Source organism: Bremerella sp. JC817, assembly GCF_040718835.1.
Classification (GTDB): Bacteria; Planctomycetota; Planctomycetia; order Pirellulales; family Pirellulaceae; genus Bremerella.
This window is the reverse complement of sequence record NZ_JBFEFG010000140.1, coordinates 1-467: the sequence shown is the minus strand read 5'-3', so window position 1 is coordinate 467 and position 467 is coordinate 1. Positions and strand designations below refer to the sequence as shown.

At 67.7% G+C, this 467-nt stretch carries 1 protein-coding gene; it reads left to right on the top strand.

The window, feature by feature from the left end; genetic code table 11:
- A partial coding sequence (locus AB1L30_RS00660; protein WP_367011421.1) for a UbiA family prenyltransferase occupies positions 1-467 on the top strand: 467 nt, incomplete at both ends.

The following is a 467-nucleotide window of genomic DNA, read 5'->3' as shown; positions in this document are numbered from 1 at the left end:
CCGCGCGCCCCGTGGCCAGCGGCCGCATTTCCACGCGCCTCGCATGGGGATGGCTGTTCGTCCTGTGCGCGCTCGGCCTACTCGTCCTGCTCCAGCTGCGTACGGAGGCGCAACTGGTCGCGCTGGGCAGCCTGGCGCTCGTCGCGGCCTATCCCTTCATGAAGCGGATCACCTGGTGGCCGCAGGCATGGCTCGGCCTCGTCTTCACATGGGGCCTGCTGGTCGGATGGACGCAATTCCGGTGGGACAACTGGGACGCGGTCCTCGCGATGTATGCCGGGGCGGCGCTCTGGGTCATCGGATACGACACGATCTACGCCCTGCAGGATCGCGAGGACGATGCGCTGGTCGGAATCCGATCCAGCGCCCTGAGGCTCGGAAAACGGGTCCAATGGGGTGTCGCGGTTTTCTACGCCGGTGCGGCCCTGTGCTGGGCGCTGGCATTCTGGTTCCTGCGAGCCGACTGG